14 protein-coding genes are annotated in these 22,207 nt (G+C 32.3%); 10 read left to right on the top strand and 4 right to left on the bottom strand.

Annotated elements, in window-relative coordinates:
- Nucleotides 1–9 precede the first annotated feature (9 nt).
- From HMPREF9630_RS07450 to HMPREF9630_RS07460, 3 genes are all read right to left on the bottom strand, one after another.
- Nucleotides 10–774, bottom strand: coding sequence for an ABC transporter (locus tag HMPREF9630_RS07450; RefSeq protein WP_009525257.1), 765 nt, complete (start codon nucleotides 772–774; stop codon nucleotides 10–12).
- On the bottom strand, nucleotides 767–1,684 hold the full coding sequence (locus tag HMPREF9630_RS07455) for an ABC transporter ATP-binding protein (RefSeq protein ID WP_009527892.1): 918 nt from the start codon (nucleotides 1,682–1,684) through the stop codon (nucleotides 767–769). Before HMPREF9630_RS07455 ends, HMPREF9630_RS07450 begins: the two co-directional genes overlap by 8 nt.
- Nucleotides 1,685–1,860: 176 nt before the next feature.
- On the bottom strand, nucleotides 1,861–2,565 hold the full coding sequence (locus tag HMPREF9630_RS07460; RefSeq protein WP_009527893.1) for a response regulator transcription factor: 705 nt from the start codon (nucleotides 2,563–2,565) through the stop codon (nucleotides 1,861–1,863).
- A gap of 523 nt (nucleotides 2,566–3,088) precedes the next feature.
- Between HMPREF9630_RS07460 and HMPREF9630_RS07465 the strand changes: the two genes are divergently transcribed.
- Together HMPREF9630_RS07465 and HMPREF9630_RS07470 are read left to right on the top strand one after the other, a co-directional pair.
- Nucleotides 3,089–4,033: a DMT family transporter gene (locus HMPREF9630_RS07465; protein WP_009527894.1), complete on the top strand. Its 945-nt coding sequence runs from the start codon at nucleotides 3,089–3,091 to the stop codon at nucleotides 4,031–4,033.
- Nucleotides 4,034–4,129: 96 nt separating this feature from the next.
- Nucleotides 4,130–5,590, top strand: coding sequence for a hypothetical protein (locus tag HMPREF9630_RS07470; RefSeq protein WP_009527895.1), 1,461 nt, complete (start codon nucleotides 4,130–4,132; stop codon nucleotides 5,588–5,590).
- Between the two features lie 361 nt (nucleotides 5,591–5,951).
- Here the strand turns inward: HMPREF9630_RS07470 and ggt are convergent, their stop codons facing one another.
- Nucleotides 5,952–7,670 (bottom strand): gamma-glutamyltransferase, encoded by a 1,719-nt coding sequence (gene ggt / locus HMPREF9630_RS07475; RefSeq protein WP_009527896.1) that lies wholly within the window; start codon nucleotides 7,668–7,670, stop codon nucleotides 5,952–5,954.
- Nucleotides 7,671–8,348: 678 nt separating this feature from the next.
- Between ggt and HMPREF9630_RS07480 the strand changes: the two genes are divergently transcribed.
- The 8 genes from HMPREF9630_RS07480 to ygfK all read left to right on the top strand — a co-directional run bounded on the left by HMPREF9630_RS07480 (nucleotide 8,349) and on the right by ygfK (nucleotide 22,052).
- Nucleotides 8,349–9,161: an XdhC family protein gene (locus HMPREF9630_RS07480; RefSeq protein ID WP_009527897.1), complete on the top strand. Its 813-nt coding sequence runs from the start codon at nucleotides 8,349–8,351 to the stop codon at nucleotides 9,159–9,161.
- 58 nt (nucleotides 9,162–9,219) lie between these two features.
- A complete protein-coding gene (locus HMPREF9630_RS07485) occupies nucleotides 9,220–10,977 on the top strand; it encodes a sigma-54 interaction domain-containing protein (protein ID WP_009527898.1) in 1,758 nt (585 codons plus the stop codon).
- Between the two features lie 680 nt (nucleotides 10,978–11,657).
- Nucleotides 11,658–12,863, top strand: coding sequence for a diaminopropionate ammonia-lyase (gene dpaL, locus HMPREF9630_RS07490; RefSeq protein WP_009527899.1), 1,206 nt, complete (start codon nucleotides 11,658–11,660; stop codon nucleotides 12,861–12,863).
- Between the two features lie 117 nt (nucleotides 12,864–12,980).
- Nucleotides 12,981–14,306, top strand: a complete 1,326-nt coding sequence (locus tag HMPREF9630_RS07495) for a YgeY family selenium metabolism-linked hydrolase (protein ID WP_009527900.1) — start codon at nucleotides 12,981–12,983, stop codon at nucleotides 14,304–14,306.
- Between the two features lie 163 nt (nucleotides 14,307–14,469).
- On the top strand, nucleotides 14,470–15,663 hold the full coding sequence (gene ygeW, locus HMPREF9630_RS07500) for a knotted carbamoyltransferase YgeW (protein ID WP_009527901.1): 1,194 nt from the start codon (nucleotides 14,470–14,472) through the stop codon (nucleotides 15,661–15,663).
- A gap of 495 nt (nucleotides 15,664–16,158) precedes the next feature.
- Nucleotides 16,159–17,526, top strand: coding sequence for a uracil-xanthine permease family protein (locus tag HMPREF9630_RS07505; protein ID WP_009527902.1), 1,368 nt, complete (start codon nucleotides 16,159–16,161; stop codon nucleotides 17,524–17,526).
- A gap of 126 nt (nucleotides 17,527–17,652) precedes the next feature.
- Entirely contained in the window at nucleotides 17,653–18,585 is a 933-nt protein-coding gene (gene arcC, locus HMPREF9630_RS07510; RefSeq protein WP_009527903.1) for a carbamate kinase, read from the top strand.
- Between the two features lie 419 nt (nucleotides 18,586–19,004).
- The gene (ygfK, locus tag HMPREF9630_RS07515) at nucleotides 19,005–22,052 is read left to right on the top strand and encodes a putative selenate reductase subunit YgfK (protein ID WP_009527904.1); all 3,048 of its coding nucleotides are present in this window, start codon (nucleotides 19,005–19,007) and stop codon (nucleotides 22,050–22,052) included.
- Nucleotides 22,053–22,207: the final 155 nt, after the last annotated feature.

A 22,207-nucleotide genomic window follows, 5' to 3' on the forward strand; every position in this document is an offset into this window, starting at 1 on the left:
TGAACTCCTTTAATCTATTTTTAATTCCCTTGTATTGATGAAAAATATCTGTATAACTATAAATGAAAGTACATAAAGCGAAACACCTATGAGAAATTTTAAGCTGATAATGCCGTTTTCCAAGGCATTGCCTGCTATTGAATCTACAGTTATGTTTAAAAAAGGTTTTAAGAATTTTACTATTTGGGATATCCAATAAAGTACATTTGTCAATATTCGTGTTGTCGAAAGGCAGAGCCATCCTAAAGCTATATCGGTTTTTGATGTAAAATACAGTATAACCGCCCCTTCAAGCGTATATACAGCTGTTATTATATAGGATACAAGTCCTGTCTTTATACTTAGTTTCAAGACATCAATATATGCTGCAATATTTGAATAAAATCCTTTAGAAAATATATAAAACTCTGCAAAAAATACTGCTCCTAAAAATAAATATGCAAAAAATAAATATATGAGCAGAGATATTAATTTTGATACTATATAATAAGTTCTGTCGGAAGATTTTGAAAATATCTGTTTTATATATCCGCTGTTTATGTCATCGCAATATACTACTATAAATGCGTTTATAGAGAGCAGTATAACACCTAAATTTGTGCACACCGACAAGGCTGTTATTATCATATCGGGTGAAAAGCGCTGTTCTTCACCGTAAGATAAACTTCCTGATAACATTACAGTTGTAAAAAGTAGTGTAAGTATTAAGAAAAAAAGATAATTTTTCTTTTTATGAGCTATTCTGTATAAATCGGCACATAAGGTATTAATCATTTGTTTTACCTCCAATCATCTTTAAGAAAAATTCTTCAAGAGTTATTGAATTTAAGTGTAATTTTTGAAGATGTAATCCGTTTTCGTACAGTGCATCAGCTACTTTTTGAGGTTCGTCTACATAGTCGAGTAATAATATTTCGTTATTTGAGTTGACGCTGTAGTTATGGGTGTTAAGAATTTGTTCCAATATGATTGTGGCTTTTTTTGTATCATCGGCTTTTACTATGAGTTGTTGTTTACATTCATCTTCAAGCTCTTCATGGCTTAATTGTTTTATAAGCATTCCTGAATCCAAAAAACCGAATTTTGTTGACATTACTTCCAATTCAGATAATATGTGTGAACTTATTATAAATGTTGTGCCATAGTTTTTGTTTATGTCTATTATAAGATTTTTTAAATCGTGGATACCTTCAGGGTCTAAACCGTTTAGAGGTTCGTCAAGTAAAATTATATCTGGATAACCCATAAGGCAGGACGCTATTTCAAGCCTTTGTTTCATACCCATGGAGTAGGTTTTGACAGGTTTTTTTATATTTTTCAATTTGAGTGCGTCCAATACACGAAGTATCTCCTGTTTTTCATTTTGTATGCCGTCTATTTTGCAACGATAACTTAGATTTTCGTATGCACTCAGATATGGAAACAGACTTTTGTCTATAAAAAATCTCATATTTTTGCGTGACAGTCTTAATTGTTGCTCGTTTTGACTGTTTTGTATGCTTATACTGCCATATGTTGCAGGAATTATGCCGGATATTGCTTTTAGCAAAGTGGATTTGCCCGCACCGTTTTTGCCTATAAGACCGTATATATCGCCTTGCATAACGTCCAATGACAAATCTTTTAAGGCGTAGAAAGTTTTGTACACTTTGCTCAAATTTTCCACTTTTATTATAGAGTTCATATTACCTCCTCAATTCAGTTATTTGATTTTAGAAGTTTTAATTTATCAAAACTTGTTTTGAAAGGGTATATTCAGAACAAATTTTACGCAAGTATAAGTCCATACTTAAATGAATTGCATTTAAAACTATAATAAAAGTATAAAAATAAATTTTTAAAAAATAATTAATTAAAATGTTAAATATTACTTAAATTATTTTTTGTGTTTAATCTGAAGCCTACACCCCATACTGTTTCGATTATATCTTTTTGTGTATAGTCTTTGAGTTTTGAGCGAAGCCTTGAGATGTGAACGTTTATTGTGTTGTCATCTCCATAGTATGCGTCCCCCCACACCATAGTATAAAGTATTTCTTTTGTAAATACTCTTTTAGGCTCGTTTATAAACAGTACGAGCAAATCAAATTCTTTTTGAGTCAGCGTGATAGGTTTATTATCGGCAAGGACATCTCTTGACATCAAATCTATTTTGATATTTTCGAATTGAAGTATATCGTTTGTATCGGTATTTGCGCTTGTTTGCAATTTTCTTAAATGTGATTTTACTCTTGCTTTTACTTCTCTTGTGTCAAAAGGTTTGGATATATAATCGTCCGCCCCGATTTCCAATACGCTTACAAGTGTCTGTGTATCTCCTTTTGCAGTTAGCACTATTATAGGCACTGATGATGTTTTTCTAATTTCTTCTATAACTTCCTCTCCGTTTTTGCCAGGTAACATAAGGTCAAGCAGGATAAGGTCAAATTTTTCGCCTGAATTTGCGAATATAAGCATTGCCTCAGTGCCGGAGAATGCGTTTGTAATATTGTATTCTCCTTTTAACAAGTCTGTCAGCAGCATATTTATATCATTGTCATCTTCGACTATAAGTATATTGTTCATAAAGCCTCCCATCAGAAATGTATGTCAAACAGTTGACAATTATTTTATTAAGTAATATTATAAACGTTATATATGCTATAATTTTATATATTTTACTGTAATATTGAAGTTTAATTAAGCAATGGATATTTTTGTTTTTTAGAATTTATTAGATAAGCATATTTAAAACAAAGAGCTATCCATTAATCAGACCAATATCAGTATAAATATAGTGTACTTCGTAAAGTCAAAAAAATTTGCCATACGGTAAATATAGCACAATGTCATATTTTTATTTTAAAGTAATTTTCTAAAAAATACAATAGAAATAAAGTGTTTAATATAAAGTATAATATTTTAATAAGTTGATTTTTACTATTTTATACTAAAACCTTATAGAATAATATAAAATAATAATAATTAATTTTTCCAATAAACTATTTATATTAAGGTCATATAATTATACAAGTTATCCATAATTTTATTAGAAAATATTATTTAATTAAATTATATATGATTGTTTATTATAGATACGGAGGGTTTGATGAAAAACAGGTTCGCATTTATATATGTGATTATGGCTACACTATTTTTTTCGTCTATGGAGGTGGCTATAAAATCATCTAAGGGTGCATTTAATCCCATACAACTTAATTTTATAAGGTTTTTGGTGGGCGGTCTTATACTTATGCCTATTGCCTTAAACAATTTGGAAAAGGCTGATTATAAATTGCAAAAATCCGATTATTTCAAATTTGCAATATCAGGTTTTATGAATGTAGTTGTAAGTATGAGTTTTTATACTTCATCTGTAGCTTATATACCTGCATATACTGCTGCTATAATATTTGCAGGCAATACATTTTTTTCTATAATGCTTGCGTCTATAATATTAAAGGAGAAAATAGATACGAGAACTTTTGTGGCACTTGCAATATCGCTTTTTGGGATAATGTATATAATCAATCCGTTCAATTTTGAGGGCAGTTTGATAGGTGTTGTTCTTTGTTTGACGTCTGCTGTATTTTTTGCATTTTATGGTGTACTCGGCAAGTTTTTTGCAAGAACTTCCAATATGAGCAGTATAGTTATAACTTCGTTCGGATTTTTGTTCGGAGTTGCGGAGTTATTGATATTGATATGTCTATCTCATATTCCGGCTATATCGGATATGTTTTTGTCAATAGGGCTTGAAAAATTTTCGATGATACCTATATTTGCAGGTATAAACAGCAGTAATATACACATACTTATGTATATTGCCGTAGGTGTTACGGGTATGGGCTTTGCGTCATATTTTCTGGCTATGGAAAATTTGCCTGTTGTATTTGTATCACTTGTATTTTTTATAAAACCTGTGCTCGCACCTATAATCGCTTATATTTTTATAAGAGAGGTCATTTCTATGCACAATCTCATAGGTCTTATGTTTATAGTAATAGGTTCTTGCATATTATTTTTTACAAATCTTAAAAAAACGAAAATTTAATAAACATTTATAATAATTGTAATTAAAATGTAAGTGCATATTTTAGTTTTTCGTGTATAATGTAATAATAACAATAAAATATCAGGAGGGATTACAATGAATTTTAAGAAGATAGCTTCGTCTGTACTTTCAGGTATGATGATATTCACATCACTTGCTTTTTATTCGTCTGCAAATGCCGACAGTGCAAGCGATGAATATTTTGAGAATTTAAAAAGAGTGTCAAACTGGGAAAAAATGGAAACTCAAACAAATATCAAAACAGGTTTTGACGCTAACATTGACAAAGATGAAAAGGTGTCATTCGGATATGATATTGAGCTTAATTCAAAATTTGACAGATCTAAAATGAGTGGTGAATTAAATGCAAAGTTTACGCCTAAAAACGATAAGACACCGGTAATACCTGAGTTTAAACTGTATTTTGATGATAAAGATATTTATGTTAATAAAGAGTTAATCAATGCAGTTGGAGGCTATATAGGAATTGACAAGAAGTTTGACAGAGATTTTGTAAAGATAGATATTAATGAAAAAGACTCCAAAAAACTCGGCTTAAATTCCAAATACATGAAGAATTATTATGAAAATGCACCTCAGCTTACTGAAAAAATGATAAACTTCATAAAAAGTATAGATCTCGGTATAGATTTGGGACTTACTAAGAAAAGTGACGATAATTATATATTGACTTGGGATTCTGATAAAATGGTCGATATAACTAATGCGTATTTCAAATATATATTCTCAAATTTTGACAGCTTTGCTAAGTTTTATAATGATGTCTTGGGAATAGATGTGTATGAAGTATATAAAGAGTCCGGTGTAAAGGTAAGTAAGGAAGAGATTGAAAAGAATATGCAAGAGGCTCTTGATATGTGGAAAACAAAAGTAGAGCCTATGATGCCTGTGATTAAAGAGGTTATAAAAGGTTCGAACTTGTCTATGGAAGAAGCTTTTGGAGATGACAACTACAGTGCAAAAATAAGTTTGAATATAAATATTGATGTGAATAAAGCTGATAAATTATTTAATTCTACATTAAATTCGACAGAAAAAAACAATATGAGTGTAGGTGTTGTCGGCAAAAAAGATGAGAAAAACTCAGAGCAAAATATAAACATTTCATTAAACTCAGAGCAAATGTCCAAAAATAACACTTATCTTGAGTTAAAAGCTCCAAATTCTTATGACACATTTAATTATTCTGAATTTATGGCTGAAAAACAAAAGCAAATTGAAGAAGAACTAAAAAAATACGAGGAAGAACAAAAAAATGCAAAACAAACAGGTGATGACAAATATGAGATAAGCATATCACCGAGCAAAAAAATACTTGTAAAAAACGAATATGGTGAAAAATCTGAAACTAAGATAGACTGCAAAGTTAAAAACGGTGTCTTGTATGTGAAAAAATCAGATTTGGAAGAACATATATTACATGACGTTTTAGATGAAAAAGATGAATATCTTCCATTTAAAAAAATTATGGAGGAAAGAGAATTTGAGGTAGTTTGGAATGCCAAAGATCATATGGTAAAAGCTACAATGAAATAATGCTATAAATTAAATCCTTATATATGATACAATAATAGATAATTTATATTAAGAAGTCCATAAATAGCATTATGTTTTATTAAATTTACAACACACTATTTTTCTATTGAATTTTAATATTTGTATAATGTAAGACGCTAATTAAAAGCATAATATAATCATTTACTTCAAAGCATATGTTTTTTTAAACAACAAATCATATAAAGTTTATAGATTTTGAGGTTTGTAATAGTTTTTAGTATTAGCATACATTGGATGATTAGATTAAAAATATGTATTTATTTAGATAACAGTATAAAAAATATCCACATAATTTTTAGGTGGATATTTTTTATATCAGATAACCTCTTTAAAACTTTTCTTAGAATTCTGTTCTTGGATCTTTAGTTCCGTACATAACTTTATTCTTTTGGTCTATAACTATTGCATTTACATCACCCATAGGCGCTTTTACTTGAATGTTATATCCCATGTCTTTAAGTTTGTTTTCAACATCTTTTACTAAAGTGTCTTTTTCAACTCTTAGCTCGTCAGGTAACCATTGCATATGGAATCTTGGAGCTTCAACTGCTTCTGATATATTCATATCATGGTCTATTACGTTAGAGATAACTTGTGCAACAGTAGTTATTATTCTTGCTCCTCCTGGGCTTCCTACAACCATAAATACTTTGCCATCTTTAAGTATTATAGTAGGTGACATTGAGCTTAGAGGTCTTTTTCTTGCTTCTATTGCATTGGCATCTCCACCTATCAAACCGTAAGCGTTAGGTACGCCAGGTTTTATTGAGAAGTCATCCATTTCGTCATTCAATATGAAACCTGCTCCGTCTACAGTAGCGCCGCTACCGAAAGTGTAGTTGATTGTATAAGTTACAGATACAGCGTTTCCTTTAAAGTCTGCTACTGAGTAGTGAGTAGTGTGAATACTTTCAGGAAGAAGTTTACCCGGTTTTATAGTTTCGCTTGGTACAGCTTTTTTACCTGCTGCAACTATATTATCATATATTTTTTTAGCATATTCTTTTGATGATAGTTCTTTTACAGGAACATTTACAAATCCTGGATCGCCCATGTATTCTGATCTGTCTGCATAAGCATATCTTTCAGCTTCTGCCATAAGATGTATTTTTTCAGATGATCCGAATCCCATAGATTTTATATCTGCGTTTTCAAGTACGTTTAATATTTGAAGTATATGTGTTCCACCTGAGCTTGGAGGAGCCATAGATACGATATCATATCCTCTGTAAGTTCCTCTTATAGGTTCTCTCCATACAGGCTTATATTCTTTCAAATCTTGTTTAGTGATAAGACCGCCATTTTTTTTCATATCTTTTTCTATAAGCTCTGCAGTTTCACCTTCATAGAATCCTTTTGTACCGTCTTTTGCTATTCTTTCAAGCGTTTTTGCTAAATCTTTTTGTACTAAGATTTCGCCTTCTTTGTAAGTAGTTTTTCCATCAGCTTTGAAGAAGTATTTTCTTGTTGATTCATAAGGAACCATTCTGTCATATTCTTCAATGAATGTTTCTGCTTGTCTATCTGATATTGCAAAACCTTTGTTTGCAGTATCTATAGCAGGTTGTATCAAATCTTTTAGAGGCATTGTTCCGTATTTTGCCAACATTTCATTCATTCCGGCAACTGTTCCGGGTACGCCTGCAGATTTGTAACCTGTCATGCTTAGACCGTCGATAGGGTTTTTCTTTTCATCAAGATACATATCTCTTGTAGCAGCAAGTGGTGCTACTTCTCTAAAATCAAGAGTAGTATCTTTACCGTCAGCGGTATGTATAACTGCGAATCCTCCGCCGCCTATATTTCCGGCAGAAGGGTGCACAACAGCAAGCATATATCCTACTGCAACGGCAGCGTCAATAGCGTTTCCACCATTGTCAAGTACTTTTTTTCCTACTTCGTTTGCAAGTACGTTTGTAGACACTACAAGACCTGTTTTGCTATCTTTTAGAGGTCTGTATGCCGCAGCGTGAACATTTGAAAAGCTTACTGCACACATAGAAAAAGATAGTGCAACGCTACTTACAACGCTCAAAATTTTTTTTGTTAATCTTTTCAATGATATTCCTCCTTAAATGATTAAGTATATGATCTTTCAAAAAATTATATAAAAACAGATAAAAAATGTTTTCAAATAATAAGAAAAATCGTTTAACACCACTTATTTTCTATAAAACAAATTTAAAGAAAAGGTTATCCGAGATAGATTATATAACTAATCAAAAAAAATTTCAATACGTTTTCAATTATTAAATATAAATTTAATTTATTAAAGGTAAGTTGTAAAATTATATTAAGTTATGATATAATAAAATATTAAGTATTATCAATGATGTCTTTATTTGTAATTTTATAAAAAATTATATATAATCGACTTTTAAATCTGAAAAATTGAATTTCATATGAAATGTTATTACAAATTATAAAATCTCTAAACTTTATATGATAAAAAGCATATGCTTTGAATTAAATGATTATTTTTGCGAAGTATATGTTTATAGTGTGTTTTTAATTAGGTTTGGTATTGAATATTTGTGATTTTTTGATATTTGAAATTATAATTATTTTTTAAAGATAGGGCGCAGTATTAAATATTATATTTAATAAATGGATTTAAAAACGATGTGGCAGTTGCAACAGGCGCAAAAATATTGTAGTTCTTTAATTTTATTTGAATTTTGATATAAGTATATAGATGGTATTTACTTTATAAATAGTAAAGAGGCGGTAATAACTAATGGACGCAAATATATTGAAATTTATAGATGAAAAAGTAGAAGATGGTAAAAAAGCGGCACTTATACTACTTACGCAGACATCTGGTTCTACTCCGAGAAAAGCCGGAAGTATAATGGCTCTATGTGAGGACGGCAGCAGATGCGGTACAGTAGGTGGAGGAAATCTGGAAAATCAGATACTCATATCAGCAGAAGAGGCGATAGAGAAGATAGAAGATAGAGAATTTGAGCATATTCTTACAGAAAAAGGAGATTTGGGTATGATATGCGGAGGGGAGACAAGCGGATATATCAAGGTGTTTTATCCGAGAAATAAATTGCTTATAATAGGAGCAGGTCATGTGGGGAAGGCGCTTTATGATTTAGCTGTTACGCTTGACTTCGATATAACCGTAATGGATGACAGGCAAGAATATGCAAACAAAGAGGCTTATCCTGATGCAGATATAGTTGTAGGTGAATATGAAGATGTATTGTCTAAGCTGGAAGTGGATAAATTTACGTCAGTTGTTATAGTGACAAGAGGGCATAAATATGATAAAGAGGCGTTGAAGGCTTTTATCAATAAGGATACTGCATATATAGGAATGATAGGTTCGAGAAGAAAGATAAAAGGAACTTTGGACGTTTTAAAAGAAGATGCCTTATATAAGGATAATTTGTCTAAACTGTATGCACCGATAGGGCTTGATATAGGCTCTAATTTGCCAGGCGAAATTGCGCTTGGGATAATGTGTGAGATAGTGCTTTGTAAAAATGGTAAAAAACCTGAACATATGAGAGATTTATACAGGCAAAGTGTAGAACTTTAAGGTTTTAGAATAAAAAAATTAATTATATTATACAACTTATTAAAGTAGAGGAATAAATATGGATTCTCCACTAAAAAGAATACAAAACTCGGTAATTGAATATGCAAATGCTATAGCTAATGTTATAGGTGTTGACGTGGAAATAGTAGACAGTCAACTCAACACTATTGCAGGAACCGGAGCATATAGAGAAAACATCAATAAAAATGTAGCAAAAGAAGGATATATATATATAGATGTTATAAAAACCGGACAGCTTCATGTCATTAAAGATCCAGGTAAAAATATATTATGTTCCAAATGTAGTGAAAAAGACGAGTGCAGAGAACTTATGCAAATATCTATGCCTATAAAATATGAAAAAGAGATAGTGGGCGTTATACAGTTGGTCTGTACCAAATTGGAGCAGAAGCAAAAGCTTATTGCAAAAGAAAAAGATTATTTGAAGTTTATAAAAGAGATTGCCGGCAATATAACGGATAAGTTGCACGAGTTGGACGAGCAGGAAAAAACTAAAAAAAGAATAGAGCTGTTTCATCAAATAGTGGATGATATAGATAAGATGGTTATAGTCTTAAACGGTGAAAATACTGTAATTCATATAAATAAAATGGCAAAAAACACTCTAAATATAGAAGTTGGAGAGAAAATAAACGTCAAGAAAACACACGAGATGTTGGTGGGAGAATATCTTTTTACCATACAGACGGATCAAAAGGACGTAGATGTAATAGGTAGAATAAAATCAGCCAACAGTGTATATTATGAGCATACCGATATAATAATTTGTACCAAGACAAAGAATATTAAAGATAGAGCATATAACGTCGTTACAGGACATAACTATATAAGTACGGACGACATAATAGGCTCTAACAAACAGATAAAACTGTTAAAAGAAAGAATAAAAAAGATTGCAAAATCTACATCGACAGTTTTTATAACGGGAGAAAGCGGTACGGGTAAAGAACTCATTGCAAGATCTATACACTCCGAATCTGATAGAGCTGATAAACCGTTTATAGCTGTAAACTGTGCGGCAATACCGGACAGTTTATTGGAAACTGAGCTTTTCGGATATGTCAAAGGTGCATTTACAGGTGCGAGCGATCAAGGTAGGATAGGTAAATTTGAGCTTGCCAACAGAGGAGTTATATTTTTGGATGAAATAGGCGATATGCCGTTGCATTTACAAGCGAAAATATTAAGACTGCTCCAAGACAAAGAACTCATAAGGATAGGTTCCAACAAGACGATAAAATTGGATGTGAGAGTTGTAACGGCAACTAATAAGGACTTGAAGAAGCTCATAGAAGAAAAAAAGTTCAGAGAGGATTTGTATTACAGAATAAATGTAATTCCTATAAGCGTTCCACCACTTAGGAAAAGACTTGATGATATAGAAAAATTAGCTTATCATATGCTCGACAGATATAACAAGAGTTTCGGTAAAAATGTTACACATATAGATAGTGAAGTCATACAGATATTTATGGAATATGATTGGGAAGGTAATATCAGAGAGCTTGAAAATGTAATAGAATATATGATGAATATATCTGAAACTGATACACTTACGGAAGAGTTAATCCCTATAAATATACTTGAAAAAAGAGTCGGTTATGAACCGAAAGACGATGAAAAAGCTAATAAAAGTCAAAGAGTAGTTCCTATAAAAGAATTGGAAATGAATGAAATAAGAAAAGCTCTCAACATATACGGCTATGATACGAAAGGCAAGAAGATTGCAGCAAAAAAATTGGGTATAGGAATAGCCACTCTGTACAGAAAGATTGAAGAAGAGATTAATGTTTAATTAAATTATCAAAATGATAAAAAACTATTCTAAAGGTGTGCATTTGGTTGTTGGATGTATATGTATTTTATTTGTGTGCCTTAAATACATGTATTTAAGACTTATTTTGTCTGCATAGTTTTACACACATACAACGAATGTTATTTATATTAAACACCATTGTATATATTATTCTGAAAAAAGTATAGCTTTATAATGTCTAAATATAAATAATTTATCAAAAAATTATTATCAAAATGATAAAATTATCAAAATGATAATAAATTTTTGGTTTTTATATTAAGTGCTTATTAAATTTTTAATCATATTTGCGGATAAATTATACTAATGTAGTATTTTTAAATTTAATATATTTTCTAAATAAACTATAATTTTTAAACGAATATTCGTAGAGGATGATTAAGAAATAAAAAATATTTTTTAATAATTTAAAAACTTGGCACGAAATTTGCATATATTATTTAATGGAAAAGTTTAATAGTAAAATATGACTTGGATAAATTTTAAAATCATTATTGTGCACAAAAAAATAAAACTTGGTGAGGAGTATGATATTAAAAACTGTCTTTATTGCTGTTAGACTTTGGTAAAAATATAGAAGCATAGCTGAATCCTTACATAAAATTGAAGTTATATAAATGTATTTCAGCATATGTATTATTAAAGATTGGGAGAGAAGTATGGAGAATGTAAGATGGATTATCAACGATAATTCAAGAGTTTCAGGTGAAAAAGCGAATGTAGATGCTTTCAGTCAAAATGAAATTTCAAAGGCAAGAAACTTCCATAAAAAATTTGACATTTATGAGCCTACTCCACTTGCAAGACTTACTGAATTGTCAGCAAAGTTAGGGGTTAAGGAGTTTCTTGTAAAAGATGAGTCCAAAAGATTTGGACTTAATGCTTTTAAAGTGCTTGGAGGTTCATATGCAATAGGCAATTTCTTAGCTGAAAAGCTGGAAAAAAACATTGATGAAGTAGATTTTGATATGCTCAAATCAAACGAAACAAAGGAAAAATTGGGAGATATTACTTTTTACACAGCTACGGACGGAAATCATGGTAGAGGTGTGGCTTGGGCAGCTAATCAACTTGGTCAAAAATCTGTTGTATATATGCCAAAAGGTTCTTCACAGTACAGACTTGATAAGATAAAGGCAGAAGGAGCAGATGCCAGCATAACTGATATGAACTATGATGAAGCGGTTAGATTGGCTGATAAAAACGCAAAAGCAACAGGCGGAGAAGTAATCCAAGATACAGCTTGGGAAGGTTATGTAAAAGTGCCTATGTGGATAATGCAAGGCTACGGTACGCTTATGCTTGAGGCGGTTGAACAAATGAAAGAATATGGAATAGATGCACCTACGCATGTATTCTTACAAGCAGGTGTTGGAGCTATGGCAGGTGCGGTTCAAGGGATGATAGCTTCTATATATCCTGAAAACAGACCTATAACTACAATAGTTGAACCGGAAGTTGCAAACTGTATATTCCGTTCAGCAGAAAATAAAAAAATGACTAACGTTACAGGAGATATGTTTACTATAATGGCAGGTCTTGCTTGTGGTGAGCCTAATCCTATAGGTTGGGATATAATGAAAGATTATTCGGATGCATTTATATCTTGCCCTGAATATGTTGCAGCTGATGGTATGAGAGTTTTAGGTAATCCGCTTGGAAATGACCCTAAAGTTATATCAGGAGAATCAGGAGCTGTTACTTCAGGTATAGTATATGAAATCCTTACAGATGAAAATTTAAAAGAACTTAAAGAAAAACTTAAAATAGATGAAAATTCAAAGATTCTTGTAATTTCAACAGAAGGGGATACAGATCCTGATAACTACAGAAAAATAGTTTGGGACGGAGAGTTTTCAAGATAGTTTTAGACTAAGTTTTGGATGGTAATTCTATTTTATTTAAATAGATTTTAGTATAAAATATTAATTTAAAAATTTGCTGTTAAAAGTCAGCAAAAAATATATAGGAGGAAGAAAAAAATGAGTATTGATTACAAGTTAATTCAAGAAAAAGCAGAAGGCTATAAAGCTGCTATGACAAAATTCTTAAGAGATGTAGTAAAGTTTCCTGGTGAAAGCTGCGGAGAAAAAGAACATGCTGAAAGAATTCTTGAAGAAATGAAAATGTTAGAGTTTGATGAAGCGTATATAGACAAACAAGGAAACGTAATGGGATTCATGGGCAAAGGCGACAAGATAATAGCTTTTGACGGACATATAGATACAGTTGGTATAGGAAACAGAGCTAACTGGACATTCGATCCATATGAAGGATTCGAAGATGATTTGCATATAGGCGGTAGAGGAGTTTCTGACCAATTAGGTGGAGTTATATCTGCTGTTTACGGTGCAAGAATAATGAAAGAACTTAACCTTATCCCTGACGGATACAAAGTAATGGTTGTAGGAACAGTTCAAGAAGAAGACTGCGACGGACTTTGCTGGGAATATATAATCAAAAAAGAAAACATAAGACCTGAATTTGTTGTATCTACAGAACCTACTGATGGTGGTATCTACAGAGGACAAAGAGGACGTATGGAAATAAGAGTTGACGTACAAGGTATATCTTGCCACGGTTCAGCTCCTGAGCGTGGAGATAATGCTATATACAAAATGTCTGAAATAATCCAAAACATAAGAGATCTTAATGCAAATTCTGCAGACGAGTCTACTGCAATAAGAGGACTTGTAAAAATGCTTGATAAAAAATACAATCCTGAGCATTATGAAGAAGCTAACTTCCTTGGAAGAGGAACAGTTACAGTATCTCAAATATTCTACACATCTCCAAGCCGTTGTGCAGTAGCTGACTCTTGCAGCATATCACTTGACAGAAGAATGACTGCAGGTGAAACATGGCAAAGTTGTATAAAAGAGATTGAAGACCTTCCGGCAGTACAAAAATACGGTGCTAAGGTATCAATGTACGAATATGATGTACCATCTTGGACAGGAGAAAAATATCCTATAGAATGCTACTTCCCAACTTGGGTAATTCCAAAAGATCACAATGTTACAAAATCTCTTGAAAAAGTATATCAAGGACTATACAATACTGAACTTAGAAAAGGTGACGTAGATAATATAGAAATGAGACAAGCAAGACCTCTTACAGATAAATGGACATTCTCTACAAACGGTGTGTCTATAATGGGAAGAAACGGAATACCTTGCATAGGATTTGGACCTGGAGCGGAAGCTCAAGCCCATGCACCAAATGAAATAACTTGGAAAAACGACTTGGTAACTTGCGCTGCTTTATATGCAGGAGTTCCTTACGAATATTCACAAATAGTAAAATAAATTTTAATATTATTGGACTAAAAAATAAACAAGTTTTAAGTTTAAAGCTAAAAGAAGAGTGCGTGTTTGAAATGCAACTTCATATGTGCGTTAAACACGCATCTTCGGCTTAATATGGAGTAATTACAAATTAAATAATAAATTAATTTCGGAGGATTAAATAATGTCATTAATGCAAAGATATGTAAACAAATTAGATTCACTAAATTTTGAAAAAATGTACAACAACGATTTTTTTGAAACTTGGACAAAAACATTTGATGAATTACAAGCTACTTGGACAGTTGCAGATGCACTTAGAAAATTGAGAGAAGAAAACATATCTACAAAGATATTCGATTCAGGTCTTGGAATATCACTATTTAGAGATAACTCAACAAGAACAAGATTCTCTTTTGCATCAGCTTGTAACCTATTAGGTTTAGAAGTACAAGACTTAGATGAAGGAAAATCACAAATAGCACACGGTGAAACAGTTAGAGAAACAGCTAATATGATATCATTTATGGCTGATGTTATAGGTATCAGAGATGATATGTATATCGGAAAAGGTAACAAATATATGAGAGATTATGCATCATATGTTGACGAAGGACATAAAGACGGTATATTAGAGCAAAGACCTACACTTGTTGACCTTCAATGCGATATAGATCACCCTACACAAACAATGGCTGACGCACTTCATGTAATACACGAATTTGGTGGAATAGAAAATCTTAAAGGCAAAAAAATAGCTATGACTTGGGCTTACTCACCATCTTACGGAAAACCACTTTCAGTACCTCAAGGTGTTGTAGGACTATTTACAAGATTAGGAATGGAAGTATCTCTTGCTCATCCGGAAGGTTATGAAATAATGCCTGAAGTAGAAGAAATAGGTAGAAAAAATGCAGCAGCTTATGGTGGAAAATTCACTAAGACAAACTCAATGGCAGAAGCATTCAAAGATGCAGATATAGTATATCCTAAATCTTGGGCTCCTTTTGCAGCTATGGAAAAAAGAACAGACCTTTATGGAAAAGGCGATATGAACGGAATAAATGAACTTGAAAAAGAACTTCTTGCTCAAAACGCTAAACATAAAGATTGGGAATGTACAGAAGAGTTAATGAAAACTACTAAAGACGGAAAAGCTCTTTACCTACACTGCTTGCCTGCTGATATAACAGGACTTAGCTGTAAAGAAGGAGAAGTTGAAAACTCAGTATTCGACAGATATAGAGTGCCTCTATACAAAGAAGCAAGCTTCAAACCATATATAATAGCAGCTATGATATTCTTATCAAAAGTAAGAAATCCACAAGATATGTTGCAAAGATTAGAAAATGCAAAAAAAGAAAGATGGATGAAATAGTATAAGTTATAAAATCATTACAACTTAATATTTTCCTTTGGCAAAGGTGCTTTGCCAAAGGAATCATTTTTAATATTGCGTGGAAATTTTTATATTTTATGTATATTAAATTTTGCTGAATATTAGGCAAAGTAAGGGACCCATCTAAAATTTAAATAAATGACAGTACTAAGATAAGTGTGGATTTATTTGCAACATTTATCACCAACTCAGCTTTTCTGAATAAATAAAGTAGTATAACTACTGAAATATTAACATTTGGAAAAATAATAATATACAACTCGACAAAAAAATAATTGCACTTTTAAATTTATACTATTTATATCATAATACTGTAAAGATTTGATTTAAAAAGCCTTGTGCTTAAATCAAAGATTTTAGAATAAGTCGAGGTAAGTATTTTATTTCACTTCTTCCTTGTAATTTTAGGGATTTTGTGTCTATTTCCATGTGTAATTGAGTCATTAATATTGATTTAAATAGGGGAGATAATTAATGGAAAACACTAAAGAAAATAATAAAAATTTATACATATACGAAGCGCCGCTTTCAATGTCTGATACTGCTCCACTTGGTTTTCAGCACGTTGTTGCAATGGTAGTAGGATGTATAACGCCGGCACTTATAATATCCGGAGGAGCTGGATTATCACCGGAAGATAAGGTGCTACTTGTTCAATCTTCATTAATTTTTGCAGGGCTTGCTACATTATTGCAAAACTTCGGTCTTTTTGGAAAATTAGGCTCTAAGTTGCCTGTTATAATGGGGGTAGGTTTTGCCTATGTGTCAACGCTTTCAGCTATAGTGAAAAACGCTATAGAAGCAGGCTTTGACGGTCCTAAAGCTATGGCAGTGGTGTTTGGAGCTCAGCTTGTAGGTGGAATAATTTCAATGATTTTTGGGCTATTTGTAAAGAAATTGACAAAACTTTTCCCACCACTTGTTACAGGAACAGTTATACTTTCAATAGGTTTAGGTCTATATCCGGTTGCTGTAAGATATATGGCAGGAGGAGGAAATATAGATATAAATCCAAATTTCGGTTCACTTAAAAACTGGGCTGTAGCTCTTATAACTTTGGCAGTAGTTTTAGTATGTAATAACTGGGGAAAAGGAACAATAAAACTTGCTTCTATATTGATAGGAGTTATAGTAGGATATTTAGTATCTATACCTCTTGGTATGGTTAATTTTTCAAGCATAGCAAATGCAGGTCTTGTTCAAGCACCAAAACCTATGCATTTCGGTTTTGAGTTTGTACCATCAGCAATCATATCTCTTGGAATACTTCATATAGTAAACTCAATACAAGCCATAGGTGATTTAACTGCAACAACACAAGGTGGAATGGATAGACTACCTACAGATGATGAGCTTCAAGGCGGAATAATAGGTTACGGATTTTCAAGTTTAATGGGTTCTGTATTTGGTTGTATGCCTCTTTCAACATTCAGTCAAAATGTTGGTATAGTTACACTTAATAAATGTATAAATAGAAAAATATTTGTGTTCTCATCAATAATTGTAATAATAGCAGGACTTTTACCAAAAATTTCAGCTGTACTTACAACAATTCCTCAGGCGGTTCTTGGAGGTGCTACAATATCAGTTTTTGCAACAATATCTATGACAGGAGTAAAAATGATATCAAGTGCAGGTTTAAATCCAAGAAATATAGGAGTGGTAGGAATAGCACTTGCTATAGGAGAAGGTATAGTTAGAGTACCCGGATCACTTACAGGATTTCCTAAAATGATTATAGACGTATTTGGAACTTCAGCTACAAGTACGACTACATTGATAGCTGTGGTATTGAATCTTGTATTACCACAAATTATTGAAAATAATTCGAAAAAAGAATAATTTTGTATTGAAAATATATAAATCTTAAAAATTCAATTTAAATTAAAAAATCTAATAATTTATTATAAAAATTTAAATATTGATTTTATATAAAAATATAATATTGATAGTAGTGGAGGCGAATAAATGAAAATAGTGTTAGCGCTTGGTGGAAATGCCCTTGGCAACACACCTGAAGAGCAAAAAGAAGCTGTTAAGACGACTGCGAAGTCCATAGTAGATTTGATTCAATCAGGCAATAAAGTAATAATAGGTCATGGAAACGGACCACAAGTAGGTATGATAAACAATGCCATGGACATAGCGGCAAAAGCTGAAGCTAAAATACCTCAGATGCCTTTCCCTGAATGCGGAGCCATGAGTCAGGGATATATAGGATATCACCTTCAAAATGCCATAAAAAATGAAGCTGCTAAGAGAGGTAGAGGCGATTTACCTGTAATTACGGTTGTAACTCAAACGTTGGTTGATGAAAGCGATCCTGCTTTTAAAAATCCTACAAAACCTGTTGGAGCATTTATGACTAAAGAAGAAGCTGATGTACTTGCAAGCAAAGGCATAGCTGTAAAGGAAGACGCAGGTAGAGGATATAGAACTGTAGTTCCATCACCAAAACCTATTGATATAGTTGAAAAAGACTCACTGCTAAATATTTTTAATGACAGAATAGTCATGATATGCGGCGGTGGCGGTGGTATACCTGTAGTAAAAAGAGGAGACGAACTTGTAGGTGTGCCTGCCGTAATAGACAAAGACTTTACTTGTGAAAAAATTGCTGAGATATTGGATGCAGATGTATTTTTGGTACTTACAGCAGTAGATAAAGTGGCAATAAGATTTGGAAAACCTGATGTAAAATGGCTTGACACAATATCACTTGAAGAAGTACAAAAATATATAGACGACAAAGAGTTTGCAGAAGGTTCAATGTTGCCGAAGGTATTGGCTGCGGTTGAATTTGCAAAATCTAAAAAAGGAAGAAAAGCTATAATAACATCACTTGAAAAAGCCGATGAAGCTATAGCAGGAAAAACAGGAACAGTTATAGTAAATGAATAGTTTTTAAAATTCATATTAAGTATAAATTAATATTTATGAATTAGTGGAAGAAATGGCAAGAAAAGACGAATAATAAAGTTTTAAAGGAAGAGATATGTTTTAATTGAACCGCTATATAAATTTAGATACTGATATTTAACTATATAGCGGTTTAATACTAAGTTATAAATTATTTTAAAAAGTAATTTTGCAGGTAAAAATATATTGTTCTACTCTCAAATAAAAATAGAGTGCTCTGAAAGAAATCGCTAACAATATTTGAGAAATGGCAGTTTTAAGGTTTATGTATCATTTTAAAATGATATTAGATTTTATTAAAAAAGAATTATTTTGAGCTTGAAAAAAATTGAAACTTATATAAATAAAAAAATTATTTGAATTAATGTTTACAAAAAACTTTTAATTTAGGAGGGGAAATTATGAGTGAATTAATGAGAGGAATTCCTTTTGAAAATATCATAACTTGGTCTTTGGACGAATACAAGAAGATGGGAAGCGTATTTGGGATAAGAAAAGACAAGTTTTATTTCAACAAATCAGGAAAGAAACAAAAAATTGTGCTTGGAGATGAAATATCAACTATAGTAGGACCTGCTGCAGGACCAAACTCTCAACTTGCACAAAATATAGTAGCGTCTTATCTTTCAGGAGCAAGATTCATGGAACTTAAGACTGTACAAAAGATGGACGGTAAAGAATTGCAAGACTGCATAGCAAGACCATGTATATATGCAGAAGACGAATGCTACAACTGTGAATGGTCTACAGAGCTTACAGTGCTTATGGCTTATGAAGAATATGTAAAAGCTTACTTTGCCTGTATTGTGCTTGCAAAGGAATTTGGCATATCAGACAGCCAAGACTTTGCATACAATATGAGTGTAGGATATGATTTGGAAGGTATAAAGCTTCCTAAGATAGACAGCTATATAGAAAATATGAAAGATGCTTCTAAGACAGAGATATTCAACGAATGTAAGAACTTCTTAAAAGAAAATATATCAATGTTTTCAAAGTTTACACTTGAAGACTTGGAAAAAATATCTCCAAATATCTGTAATTCAGTAACATTGTCAACATTGCACGGATGTCCTGCTGAAGACATTGAAAAGATAAGTTATTATCTTCTTACTGAAAAGAAAGTAAACGCATTTATAAAATGTAACCCTACTTTACTTGGATATGAATTTGCAAGAAGTATGCTTGATAAAATGGGATATGACTATATCGCATTTGACGATCACCATTTCAATAACGACCTACAATATGCAGATGCTATTGCAATGTTTAGGAGATTATTGAAGGTTGCTGAAAACGAAGGTAAGGCATTTGGACTTAAGATTACAAATACCTTCCCTGTACAAGTTAAAAAAGGCGAATTGCCTTCTGAAGAAATGTACATGGCAGGACGTTCTCTATATCTATTGTCATTGTCATTGGCAAGCAAGCTTTCAACTGAATTTAAGGGACAATTACCTATGGCTTATTCAGGTGGAGCTGATGCATTTAATATAAGAGAAATATTTGAAACTGGAGTAATGCCAATAACAGTTGCAACTACAATATTAAAACCTGGCGGATACGAAAGATTCAGACAACTTGCTGAAGAAACTGAAGACTTGATGAAAGATAAATACGAAGGTATAGACCATGAAAAACTTGCAAAAGTTGTGGCAAATATACCTAATGAAAGAAGAAATCACAAGCTTTATAGAGAAAAAGCAGGAAACAGAAAGACAGATTCTGAATTGCCACTGTTTGATTGCTACAAGGCACCATGTAAGGACGGCGGTTGTCCGATAGAACAACAAATACCTGAATATCTTAAACTTGTTGCTGACAAGAATTACGACAAGGCTATAGAAGTTATAGCAAATGACAATACTGCACCTACTATCTTGGGCGTACTATGTGCTCATCACTGTCAAGATCGTTGTACGAGAGTTGACTACGATAAGACACTTCAAATCAGAGATATGAAACTTATAGCTGCTGACAACGCACAAGATAAGTTTATAAGCAATATCAAAAAAGTTGACTTGAAGACTCAAAACAAGGTAGCAGTAATAGGAGCAGGACCTGTAGGTATAGCTGTAGCATCATACCTTAGAAGAAACGGAGTTGCAGTTACAGTATTTGAAAAACTATCAAAACCTTACGGTATAGTAAGCCACATCATACCTGAGTTTAGAATATCAAATGAACAAATTGAAAGAGACTACCAAATAGCTGTAAATCAAGGAGTAGAATTCAGATTCAACACTGAAGTTAAAGACAGTTATGAAAATCTTCAAAAAGAATATAAATATGTAGTTGTATGTACAGGTGCTTGGGAAAAAGGTCTATCACCTGTTAAAGATGGAGCAGACAAGATAATAGACGCTCTTGAATTCTTGGGTGAATACAAAAATAGCGGAAAAGTAGCAAAAGCTGGAAAGAAGATAGCGGTTGTAGGAGCCGGAGACGTTGCAATGGACTGCGTAAGAGTAGCAAGCAAACTTGAAGGCGTAGAAAAGGCTGTACTTGTATACAGAAGAACAGAAGCCTATATGCCGGCTGCACAAGAAGAAGTGGATCACATCAAAAAAGAAGGTATAGAAATAATGGAACTTACAGCTCCTGTAAGTTTTGACGGCAAGACTTTCAAATGTGAAAAGATGACTCTTGGCGATTTTGATGAAAGTGGAAGAAAATCTGTAGTAGGAACAGGAGAAATCTTGGATCTTGACTTTGATACAGTAGTAGGAGCTACAGGTGCAAGAGTTGATGTAAGTGCATTTGCTGAAAATAAACTTTCTGTTGATAAAAAAGGCTATGCTGTACTAAGCGCTACAAACGAAACAAGCAAAAAAGACGTATATGTAGCAGGGGATTGCAAGAGAGGACCTTCTACTATAGTAAAGGGTATGGGAGATGCTAAGAAGATAGCCCTTGATATAATGTCAAAAGAAAATATCAAAGCTGACTTTGTAAAATTCGACATAGTTGAAGACGAAAACGAACTTTACAAGAGAAGAGCAATACTTGTATTACCACAAGTTGGAGAAAAAGAAGGGGACAGATGTCTAAAATGCGACCAAATATGCGAAGTCTGCGTACAAGTTTGTCCTAATAGAGCCAATGTAATGGTAGAAGTAGATGGATATGAACTTGGTCATCAAATAGTGCATATAGACGGAATGTGTAACGAATGTGGTAACTGCGGAGTGTTCTGTCCACATGCAGGAAGACCTTACAAAGACAAATTTACAGTATTTTGGACACTTTACGATTTTGAAGAATCAACTAACGAAGGATTCTACAAAAAACCTGACGGCACTTACCTTTTCAGAGTTGGAAAAGATGTAGTTGAATACAAAAAGGGTGGAGATAACATTCCTAAGCAATATATCAACATGCTTGAACAACTTGAAGAAAAATATTCATATTATGTGATAGAAAATATAGTTGAAAGACCTTTCGTATAGAAAAGTTTGAAAAATAATCTTGTGGGGCGGATTGCAATAATATGCTTTCGCCCTGTAAGATAAGTATATAAAAATTTATGCAAAAGCACATTCAATAAACCGTACACAATATTTCTTTATACATTGATTCAAGGCTGAAAAAACTGCTTAATATA

This window comes from Peptoanaerobacter stomatis (genome assembly GCF_000238095.2).
GTDB classification, from domain to species: Bacteria; Bacillota; Clostridia; order Peptostreptococcales; family Filifactoraceae; genus Peptoanaerobacter; species Peptoanaerobacter stomatis_A.

What these genes read in the sequence shown, in the direction of transcription:
- HMPREF9630_RS07450 (WP_009525257.1), bottom strand. Translation starts at nt 774, where the DNA reads ATGATTAATACCTTATGTGCCGATTTATACAGAATAGCTCATAAAAAG.
- HMPREF9630_RS07455 (WP_009527892.1), bottom strand. Translation starts at nt 1,684, where the DNA reads ATGAACTCTATAATAAAAGTGGAAAATTTGAGCAAAGTGTACAAAACT.
- HMPREF9630_RS07460 (WP_009527893.1), bottom strand. Translation starts at nt 2,565, where the DNA reads ATGAACAATATACTTATAGTCGAAGATGACAATGATATAAATATGCTG.
- HMPREF9630_RS07465 (WP_009527894.1), top strand. Translation starts at nt 3,089, where the DNA reads ATGAAAAACAGGTTCGCATTTATATATGTGATTATGGCTACACTATTT.
- HMPREF9630_RS07470 (WP_009527895.1), top strand. Translation starts at nt 4,130, where the DNA reads ATGAATTTTAAGAAGATAGCTTCGTCTGTACTTTCAGGTATGATGATA.
- HMPREF9630_RS07480 (WP_009527897.1), top strand. Translation starts at nt 8,349, where the DNA reads ATGGACGCAAATATATTGAAATTTATAGATGAAAAAGTAGAAGATGGT.
- HMPREF9630_RS07485 (WP_009527898.1), top strand. Translation starts at nt 9,220, where the DNA reads ATGGATTCTCCACTAAAAAGAATACAAAACTCGGTAATTGAATATGCA.
- dpaL (WP_009527899.1), top strand. Translation starts at nt 11,658, where the DNA reads ATGGAGAATGTAAGATGGATTATCAACGATAATTCAAGAGTTTCAGGT.
- HMPREF9630_RS07495 (WP_009527900.1), top strand. Translation starts at nt 12,981, where the DNA reads ATGAGTATTGATTACAAGTTAATTCAAGAAAAAGCAGAAGGCTATAAA.
- ygeW (WP_009527901.1), top strand. Translation starts at nt 14,470, where the DNA reads ATGTCATTAATGCAAAGATATGTAAACAAATTAGATTCACTAAATTTT.
- HMPREF9630_RS07505 (WP_009527902.1), top strand. Translation starts at nt 16,159, where the DNA reads ATGGAAAACACTAAAGAAAATAATAAAAATTTATACATATACGAAGCG.
- arcC (WP_009527903.1), top strand. Translation starts at nt 17,653, where the DNA reads ATGAAAATAGTGTTAGCGCTTGGTGGAAATGCCCTTGGCAACACACCT.
- ygfK (WP_009527904.1), top strand. Translation starts at nt 19,005, where the DNA reads ATGAGTGAATTAATGAGAGGAATTCCTTTTGAAAATATCATAACTTGG.